This window comes from Streptococcus sp. NLN64, from assembly GCF_015831295.1.
Taxonomy (GTDB): domain Bacteria; phylum Bacillota; class Bacilli; order Lactobacillales; family Streptococcaceae; genus Streptococcus.
Window position 1 is genome coordinate 1 of record NZ_JADXDQ010000070.1, and the last position, 8,562, is coordinate 8,562.

Annotated in this window: 8 protein-coding genes and 1 pseudogene; 3 read left to right on the forward strand and 6 right to left on the reverse strand. The window is 44.0% G+C overall.

Features of this window, described 5'->3' with window-relative positions:
- Window positions 1–239: 239 nt before the first annotated feature.
- The 5 genes and pseudogenes from I2503_RS08465 to I2503_RS08485 all read right to left on the reverse strand — a co-directional run.
- Window positions 240–668, reverse strand: a complete 429-nt coding sequence (locus I2503_RS08465) for a GNAT family N-acetyltransferase (protein ID WP_196967673.1) — start codon at window positions 666–668, stop codon at window positions 240–242.
- A gap of 37 nt (window positions 669–705) precedes the next feature.
- Window positions 706–2,067: a M20/M25/M40 family metallo-hydrolase gene (locus I2503_RS08470; RefSeq protein ID WP_196967674.1), complete on the reverse strand. Its 1,362-nt coding sequence runs from the start codon at window positions 2,065–2,067 to the stop codon at window positions 706–708.
- Window positions 2,068–2,153: 86 nt separating this feature from the next.
- Window positions 2,154–3,236 carry a DNA alkylation repair protein gene (locus I2503_RS08475; RefSeq protein WP_196967675.1) on the reverse strand — a complete coding sequence of 361 codons (1,083 nt, stop codon included), beginning with the start codon at window positions 3,234–3,236 and terminating at the stop codon, window positions 2,154–2,156.
- Between the two features lie 50 nt (window positions 3,237–3,286).
- Window positions 3,287–4,504 (reverse strand): LysM domain-containing protein, encoded by a 1,218-nt coding sequence (locus I2503_RS08480; protein ID WP_196091822.1) that lies wholly within the window; start codon window positions 4,502–4,504, stop codon window positions 3,287–3,289.
- 855 nt (window positions 4,505–5,359) lie between these two features.
- A pseudogene (locus tag I2503_RS08485) lies at window positions 5,360–5,815 on the reverse strand (transposase); the annotation flags it as partial.
- A 42-nt stretch (window positions 5,816–5,857) separates the two neighbouring features.
- Between I2503_RS08485 and I2503_RS08490 the strand changes: the two are divergent.
- From I2503_RS08490 to I2503_RS08500, 3 genes are all read left to right on the forward strand, one after another.
- The gene (locus I2503_RS08490; protein ID WP_348769629.1) at window positions 5,858–6,337 is read left to right on the forward strand and encodes an ATP-binding cassette domain-containing protein; all 480 of its coding nucleotides are present in this window, start codon (window positions 5,858–5,860) and stop codon (window positions 6,335–6,337) included.
- A 70-nt stretch (window positions 6,338–6,407) separates the two neighbouring features.
- Window positions 6,408–7,169 (forward strand): polyphosphate polymerase domain-containing protein, encoded by a 762-nt coding sequence (locus tag I2503_RS08495; protein WP_196091820.1) that lies wholly within the window; start codon window positions 6,408–6,410, stop codon window positions 7,167–7,169.
- Window positions 7,150–7,842 carry a DUF4956 domain-containing protein gene (locus I2503_RS08500; protein WP_196091819.1) on the forward strand — a complete coding sequence of 231 codons (693 nt, stop codon included), beginning with the start codon at window positions 7,150–7,152 and terminating at the stop codon, window positions 7,840–7,842. Before I2503_RS08495 ends, I2503_RS08500 begins: the two co-directional genes overlap by 20 nt.
- A gap of 26 nt (window positions 7,843–7,868) precedes the next feature.
- Here I2503_RS08500 and I2503_RS08505 read toward each other — a convergent pair whose 3' ends face one another.
- The gene (locus I2503_RS08505) at window positions 7,869–8,225 is read right to left on the reverse strand and encodes a hypothetical protein (protein ID WP_196967677.1); all 357 of its coding nucleotides are present in this window, start codon (window positions 8,223–8,225) and stop codon (window positions 7,869–7,871) included.
- Window positions 8,226–8,562: the final 337 nt, after the last annotated feature.

The window sequence follows — 8,562 nt, forward strand, 5'->3', positions numbered from 1 at the left end:
GCTACGGCATTAAATGCCAAAATCTAGTACGACTTAACAAGACACTACTACTTTAACATAAAGAAAAAGTAGTGAGAAAATCTTCCGTCGAAGGTTTCCTCACTACTAATCTTAGTATGTTTGAGCTTGCCGATAAAACTTTCGAAGAAAGTTTTAAATAAGTACGGCAAGACGATCAAACACAGGAATAAAAGCTAAACTAAAAGAGTATGTTTGGTATTCTAGGACTCAACCCCTCTTTAGTGAGCGGCCTCAGAAGTCATCCAGAATTGTTCCTCCCCCGTCGCAGCATCAATCTCCCTTTTCTCCACTCGGAAGCCCTGCTTTTCATAGAAGGCGATTGCTTTTTTATTTTTTTCAAAAACAGAGAGGGTTAAAGGCGACTGCTTCTCCTTTGCGAAGGTTAAGAGCTGAGTCCCCACCCCTTGTCCCTGAAATTCTTGGGCAACAAAAAGACCTGCGATGTAGGAACCTTGGAGACCAATAAAGCCCTGAATAAAACCAAAATCCTCAGCTACATAGACCTCTGCCGCATCCATGGCTTGGGCAACCTGTAAAAGCTGGTTCTGCCAATAGGACGCCTCCACAAATTCGTGAGCCTCCAAATTGGTTGCCAGCCAAATGGCTAAAATCTTATCCAAATCCTCGGGACTTGCTTCTCGTATCATCTTTCCTCCAAAAAGGCGGCCAACGGCCGCCATTGTTTTACTCATAACTAGCGATTAAAGCCTGTACCAGCTCCACGTGACTGACATAATCTGCAATGCTGACGTTTTCGTCTCCAGCATGGTCGCGGCTATTGGCATGACCTAGGCCAAAGCCTGCAATCGGGACTCCCAGAGCCTCAAAGACCGTATGCATGGGCCCAGTTCCCGGGGATGTCGGTAGCACAGCCACACCCTCTGGTGTCAACTGCTCTGCCAGGGCAATCACTTTTAAAATGGAAGGAGCCGACATGTCGCTCCGGTAACTCTTCTCTCCCAAGGTGAATGCCACCTGGACTTGTTCAAATCCGTGTTTGGCCAAGTGTTGACGAATCTTTTCCAAAACATCATCAGGGTCTAAACCTGGAACCAGACGGACCTCCATCTTGGCTTGAGCCTCCGCTGGGATAATGGTTTTCACACCTTGCCCCAAATAGCCTGTGGATAGCCCTTCAATGGTAATGGAAGGTTCAAAGTACAGACGTTTGAGGAATTCGCGGCGATCCTCCACCAGAGATGGTAGGGTCAAGCCATAGATTTCCTTAAAGGATTCTGGACTCGCCAAAGCATGGGATTCTACCAAAGCTAGCTCTCGTTCGTTAGGTTCTTGCACCTGATCGTAAATTCCCTCGACCAGAATCCGACCATCCACTGCCCTCATAGAATTTAGAGCTGAAATGAGATACCAAGACGCCGAATCAATCACCCCACCGAAAGAAGAGTGGATGTCCAGGGCAGCCGAAGACACATACAAATCAAAGGTTACAATTCCTTTATTACCACCCGCTATCTCCAACTGGTGCTTGCTGTTTCGATGCCCTTGCTCCCAGACTAGCAAATCTGCCCCTACTAACTGCTCTTGGTATTTTTTTAAATACAAATTCAAATCGACAGAAGCGGATTCCTCTGCACCTTCCACAATAAAAATGACATTGACAGGAAGGTCCCCACCAGACTCGGCCTGGTACTTTTTGAGGGCCGATAGGCGGGCTGTAATATGGCCCTTATCATCATCGACCCCCCGACCATACAGGTAACCATCGCGCACGCTGACCTCAAACGGCTGCCCGGTCCAGATCTGATCCCCGTCCGCAGGGACCGTATCGTAATGATTGTAAAAAATCAAGGTCTTAGCATCTGGTCGATTCGACAAAAATTGAGCCATGACAAAGGGAGCCGCATAGGAAGAATCCAGCACAACCTCGTCGGCTCCCGCCTCATGAAAATAGTCCCGAAGAAGTGTGGCGACCTCCAACAGACCAATTTGTTGGGCAAAAATCGATTTTTTGGAAACCAAAACTTTCAGCTTTTCAAAATACTCTTGAATAATGGTATCGTTCTCAAAAATTTCAATTTTATCCATTGTTATCTCTCACTTTCATGATTTCAATAGTACCATCCTACCACAGACCCCCTATTTTGACCAATCGCCATCCTTGAAGACGACCATCACAATTCCTTATCACCAAAACCAGTGACCTCAAGAACGCCCTCTGCTAGAATTTGTCCATTTAAGAGAAGACACAGTTCGTGGGGCCCATTCGCATGCCGTCGCGTGGTCTTATCCAGCCAGTCGTAGCGCCACTGACCTTCGATTTCTGCCGCCTCTCGATCTCTGAGCATAAAGATTTTAGTCGACTGCTTCCCAGTCGCTTTGACAAAGTCAATCTGCAACTCCAAGCGGAGGGGCCCTGCCTGCCCCACCCTGACCTTATAATCCACTACCATCCGATCGCCCTTTTTTATTTTTTGAGGAAAAGACCAAAAGACCTGTTCCACATCCTCGCGACTCCTGTAGCCAAAAAGAGCCAGTGCCCGGTGCTGCCCGGCCTTGAGTAGATTCCTCGCAGCCCGCTTAATGATCCAATCTGTCTCAGGCCCCGTCCCCTGCCAGGACTCCAGTAAATCCAGCACCTCTTCTGGATGGGTCCGGGTCCAATCATTCAAGTGATTAGCCACAGACTTTCGAACATAGAGGGAACCGTCCCCTTTTAATTCCTCCAAAAGCTCCCAAATCTTCAACCGATGCACCTCCAATCCGGGAATCTTCTTCCCCCAAGGAAGATTAGGCCGTAAACCCTCACTAGCCAAGCGCCGATGGTGCTCATTCTCAGACACTGACCAAGACTTCATTTGCTCAAAAGTCTGGGGAAAATTCTGAGCTAGAAATGGTCGAATAGCAAACTCCGCCGAGGAAGACTCGGTTAAAATCGCAAGCGTCTCCATCGAATCTTGAAAATTCTCTAATCCATATAAAGCCACCACATCTGGTAAAAACAACCATGAGAAACCTTGAACGCGAGCTCCCACCTCTTGAAGAAAAGGCGCCACTGCTTCAAAAGGGCGATTTAAGCTATCTACCAGAGCACGCGCCAACCGCTCATGACGCTGACGTAAACTCAAAGAGTCCCAGCCTTCTTTACCAACAGCAGCCAGAAACTCGGCTTTCGGAAATGTAGACTCTACCGAAGCAAACACAGTCACAATCTCTTGCAACTTTTCTTCCGAATAAATATCCTTTAAATTAGCCATGAAACCTCCAAAAAAGCAGCCAGCTTAGGCTGGCTGCATTATTCCTTATCTTAACCGTTGAAGGAAATATGTACGTGATCATAGTGGTTAGCTGTTACACCACCACGGTCTGGCATCAAGTTCCAAGTGTTGGCTGGACCATAGATATTATTCACTGGTGCATAGAAACGTTGTTGCCAAATGATGTAAGAAATATTGGCATTGTTGATGTTATCTACAGCATATTGGGCAACCTGGTTACCAAGAGCGGTATCATTGTAGACCATTGCATCTACCGCGAGTCCAAGCCCGTGATCTTGGTCACCTGCACGGTATTTAGAATAATCAGTGATTCCAAATTGATTCGCAATATCCTGCATGAAGTTAGCTGCAACTGGTTGAAGACCTGAAGTGTCAACCGGTGTAGAAGTTTGAGCTGTTTGTGCAGGGGCCGGAGCTGCTGGCTCTTCAACTGGAGCTGGAGCAGGTGTTGCAGGTTGCTCAGCTGGTTGAGGAGCTTCTTCAGCATGGTCATGATCGTGATCATGAAGCTCATCAGCCAAGAGTTCTTCAGTAGCTGGAGCTGCAGGTTGCGCAGGTGCAGGAGTTTGCGCTTGCTCAGCTGGTTGAGTTGGAGCAGCTACTTCAGGAGCTGGAGCTACTGGAGCTTCTGCAGCTGGTTGAGCTGGTGTTTCAAGTGCAGCCTGTGATACTTCTTGTCCAGCCTCTTGAGCTACAGTACTAGTAGCAACCAATTGCGGAGCTGCAGGAGCACTAGCTGCTTCTACAGCTGGATTAGCTGCAGGAGGTTGTACTGCCATATAAGTCGGTCCCTTGTCTTCTTCAACGATTGTGGCTGTTGTTTGGGACATTGGGATGACTTGATCTTGGGTATAGATTTCTTGTGAAGTCAAGTCCACGCTCGCAACATGAGATGCTGGGCCTTCCACTTGAGGATTGATAACTTCAAATGTCAACGGTTGATTGTTGGCATCAATGGTTACGCGAAGCAACATACCTGGTTGGATGACATTGACATTTTCGATTTGGTTCAAACGAGCCAAGACGGCCATGTCAACACCCATTGCTTCAGCAATTTGTCCAAGTGTATCTCCATATTGAACAGTGTAAGCCAAGGTATCGTTTTCACGAACGAGGTTATCACGAATTTGTTCAGTTGTACGAGGTGTCCAGTTTCCATCTTGCTCCGTTGCCTGAGCATCGTTATTTCCAGCAAATACTGAAAGAAGCAAGCTGGATGCCAACATAATTTTTTTGTTTAATTTCATGTTAAATGTATTCTCTTTCTTACTTGATGATTCTATCTTATCATAATTTTCTATTAAAAAAAGACCGAAAATCCCTTCTTAAAAGAACTGTGTTGCTCCTGTAACTTTTTGTAATACAGGAAACATTTCTACAAACTAGTACTACTTGATTCGTGATCTATCTATAAACAACAACCTACCTTCACTTCTATCACCATTTTTGAATCAAAATAACTTTATCCTAGAATGAATAGATCTAGATCCAAATCTTTTTTCCAACACCCTCTGTCAATCAAATCTTTTTTCCAACACCCTCTTGACTTCCCCACTTCCCTATGATATCCTTTGAGTCAAGAAAACAAGCGAGGTGATTGCCCATGGATATGAACAAGTAAATGTCACTAAATCTTATCTTATTTAGTAGTTTACTTGTTCTATCTGTCCAATCCCCTATTCAATAGTGGTCTTTTTGACATGGACACTGCACACTACTAGATAAGGTAGTGTGCTTTTTTCAAACGAAGGAGGACCCTCTGCTACTTCAAGTTCAGGAATTAACCCTAACCCAAACAAAAAAATCTTCTGACACCTGTATCCAATCTCACCTTTAGCCTTGAAGCCGGTGACAAAATGGCCATTATCGGCGAGGAAGGAAATGGTTCCCGAATTATTCATACCCTGAATATCTTTGCGTAACTATCAAAAAAATCATCAGAAACAAGCAATAAACAACTGCAATTCTGATGATTTTTATGAACGATCAAGCTTTTCTATAAATAAAGATGGGTCTGCTGCCTTACCACCCTAAAAAAGGGTAGACTCCGCCCTTGGTGCGACTCTCGATTTTTAAAAATGTATTCTATTTGATTCGGTATCCTAATTTCCTAACAAAGGGGGACTGGTATCCCTTACTGCATAGAGAACGGGGAGTGAGAAATCTAGTCTGGAAATTCGCTCAAAGAGAGCCTGAAACTCATCCTTCAGAGAATAGAGATTAGACAGTTTTAGAATTTGTTTTCTAGCACTTTTGACGCATTTTCCAGCTATATTCACAAACAGTTTCCGAAAACGTTTCATCGTCAAATTCTTCACAGACCCACTAGCTAGATGCTTCATAAATAAGGAAAGATTATAGGCCAAGCAAGAAATCATCATACGAACTTCATTCTTGATTAGAGTTGAACTATCTGTCTTATCCCCAAAAAATCCAGACTTCATCTCTTTTATGAATTTTTCAGACTGTCCTCGTTTTCGGTAAAGTTGAAAACATTCTTCGCTAGCACCACCAGCTAGATTGGTCACAAGAGAAGTAACTTCATAGAAGAGTTCCCCAGTATCAACTTACAGATTCGAGGTCAAGAAAAGATTGGCTTAATCGGTGCTAACGGGGTTGGCAAAAGTACCTTACTAAGCCTCATCTACCATAAACTGCAAAAGCAATCGGATCTGCTTTTAGGCTATATGCCTCAAGATTATAGTCGCTTCCTTGATCCGGAAAGCAGCCCGCTTGAATTCCTCCAAATTCAGCAAGCAGGACAGGCCCAGACCTACCTTGCCAATCTCCAGTTTAGTCGTGATGAAGTGCATCAAGCCATCAAACATTTATCAGGCGGTCAACAGGCCAAGGCCTTGCTAGCTAAGATGGTCTTAGAGGAAACAAATTTCCTCATCCTTGACGAATCCAGCCGGAACTTCTCCCCAACCTCTCAACCGGAAGTTCGCCAGCTCTTTCAACAATATCCCGGAGGACTGATTTGCGTCTCCCACAACCGCCGATTCCTCTCTCAAGTTTGCGACAAGCTCTATCAAGTGACCCCTCAAGGGCTCGAAGAAATTCCTTTTAGCTTTCTTTAACCTTTCCTTCAGTTTGCTTTAAGTCTGACTGGTTATTCTATTTTCAGAAAAAAATTGAAAGGGAATATCCATGGGAACCAAGATTATTCAGAAGCAATTCAAAAGGATTGAAACCAAATACATTATTGAGAAAGAGGTGCTACCACAGTTGCTGGAAGACTTAGGGGATTACATCGAAGCGGACGCCTACGCAACTTCTACCATCACCAACATTTACTTTGATACTGAAAACTTTGACCTGATCCAAGATTCCATCGCCAAAAAAAATGCGCGTGAAAAAGTTCGCATGCGTCTGTACGACTTAGAACCCAAGGCTAGCAGTAAAGCTTTTCTAGAGGTCAAAAAGAAAATCGATAGCGTCGGCTACAAAAATCGTCTGACATCCAACGCCAATGCCATTACAAGCTATGTGACTACAGGGATGTCCCTGATTGACGGCTTCCAAGATTCACTCATTGACGATCAAGTCCAGTCCGATTTAACAACCATCCGCAAACGCCACGGTCACATCCAGCCCAAAATGTACATCTACTATGACCGCATGTCTTTCCGTGGCAAAAACGGAGCGGACATCCGCATCACCATTGACCAAAATCTCCTTTACCGAGATTGGGACATTTCCCTATCCGCTGGTAAATTCGGAAACGATTTGCTAGACCCTTCAAAGGCCATCATGGAAGTGAAGGTTCCCGGTGAATGCCCAGAATGGTTGCTTCAATGCTTGGAAAAATACGGAATTGTACAGGAATCCTTTTCCAAATACGGAACCGCTTATCGTCTGGCTAACAATCTAACGAAGGAGGAAATCAGTCTTGCAAGAAACACTATTTAATAGCGTCTTTACTTCCTCAACCGGAGTTGTAAATGTCGATATCTTCTCCCTTAGCTCCAGTCTATTGGTCAGTCTAATCCTTGGAATCATCTTAGCCGCAGCCTACAAGTACCGTACCTTCTACACCAAGGAATTTGTAATGACCCTGACCTTACTCCCAACTTTGATTGCTATGATTATTTTCATGGTCAATGGAAATCTAGGAGCTGGGGTTGCGGTTGCCGGTACCTTTAGCCTGATACGCTTCCGTTCTGCTGCTGCAAGCTCCAAAGAGCTCCTCCTTATTTTTACGGCAACTGCAATTGGGCTAGCAACTGGAATGGGCTACCTACTCCTAGCTCTCTGTTTTACGATTTTAATCTGCGCAGTCCTCTTTGCTTTGGAGAACTCAGCTTTTACCAAGGTTAGTCGGAGTAAACGATTCCTGCAAATTACCCTCCCCCGTAGCTACGATTATAGGGACCTTTTTGAAAAAAACTTCCCCCAGCATCACAGCTCTAGTCAATTAATTTCCCTAAAATCTCAAAAAAAGGGAGAGCGAATCATTCTCGAATACGATGTGGAATTCGACGACAATATCCAGGACAAGGAAATCATGGATACCCTATCGGCCTTAGACCCAGCCGTTGAAGTAACCATCACCAAAACTGCACAAAAACGAAAGACACTCTAAAAGAGCTTGGGCCTGGCCCAAGCTCTTTAATTATATTTCGCTAATCCATAACAGCCAATGACACGGCCATCTTCATTTCGTTTTTTATTGCCTATCATATAGATATCACCATTATAGCCAAATTCCGCCAGTTGCTCTGCAACGATGCGACTGACGACAATTCCATCACAGGATTCCTTTATTTTTTTCAGCAAGCTAAGCGGAACATTTAGATGATACTCCATTTTTATAATTTCAACACCATTATATTCACCAATCGTATTGCGATAAGTACCACATCTTAAGGGAGAAAACACCTCACTTTCCTCTAGGGTATAAACATATTCATCTATGGATCCATTCCATAAGTGAATGGGATGGCCTGTTAAATTTTCTAAGCGCATTCCAGTCACCTCCTTGTTTCTATTTGCAATTTTGCTATTTAAAATATATTTTTTCTATAGATTAACTATATCAAAATACTAGTGAGATTCCAAGGATTTAGACGCTTATATACTCTTTTAGTTTATCTTTTATTACTGTGTTAGCTCGTCTTGCCGTACTTCATTGAAACTTTCTTCAAAAGTTTTATCAGCAAGCTCAAAATCTTCCTCAAGATTTTTCTACCATTTGTCAACCATTTTTCTAAAAATAGGACAATTTATTTGGCAGATTGATGCCTGCTGAGCCTAGTTGTGAAGCAAAGAGAAGGGGATTTTGTGTCAAGGCCTTGAGCGTATG

Coding starts and splice junctions, on each gene's coding strand:
- I2503_RS08465 (WP_196967673.1), bottom strand. CDS start 668: ATGATACGAGAAGCAAGTCCCGAGGATTTGGATAAGATTTTAGCCATT.
- I2503_RS08495 (WP_196091820.1), top strand. CDS start 6,408: ATGGGAACCAAGATTATTCAGAAGCAATTCAAAAGGATTGAAACCAAA.
- I2503_RS08470 (WP_196967674.1), bottom strand. CDS start 2,067: ATGGATAAAATTGAAATTTTTGAGAACGATACCATTATTCAAGAGTAT.
- I2503_RS08475 (WP_196967675.1), bottom strand. CDS start 3,236: ATGGCTAATTTAAAGGATATTTATTCGGAAGAAAAGTTGCAAGAGATT.
- I2503_RS08505 (WP_196967677.1), bottom strand. CDS start 8,225: ATGCGCTTAGAAAATTTAACAGGCCATCCCATTCACTTATGGAATGGA.
- I2503_RS08480 (WP_196091822.1), bottom strand. CDS start 4,504: ATGAAATTAAACAAAAAAATTATGTTGGCATCCAGCTTGCTTCTTTCA.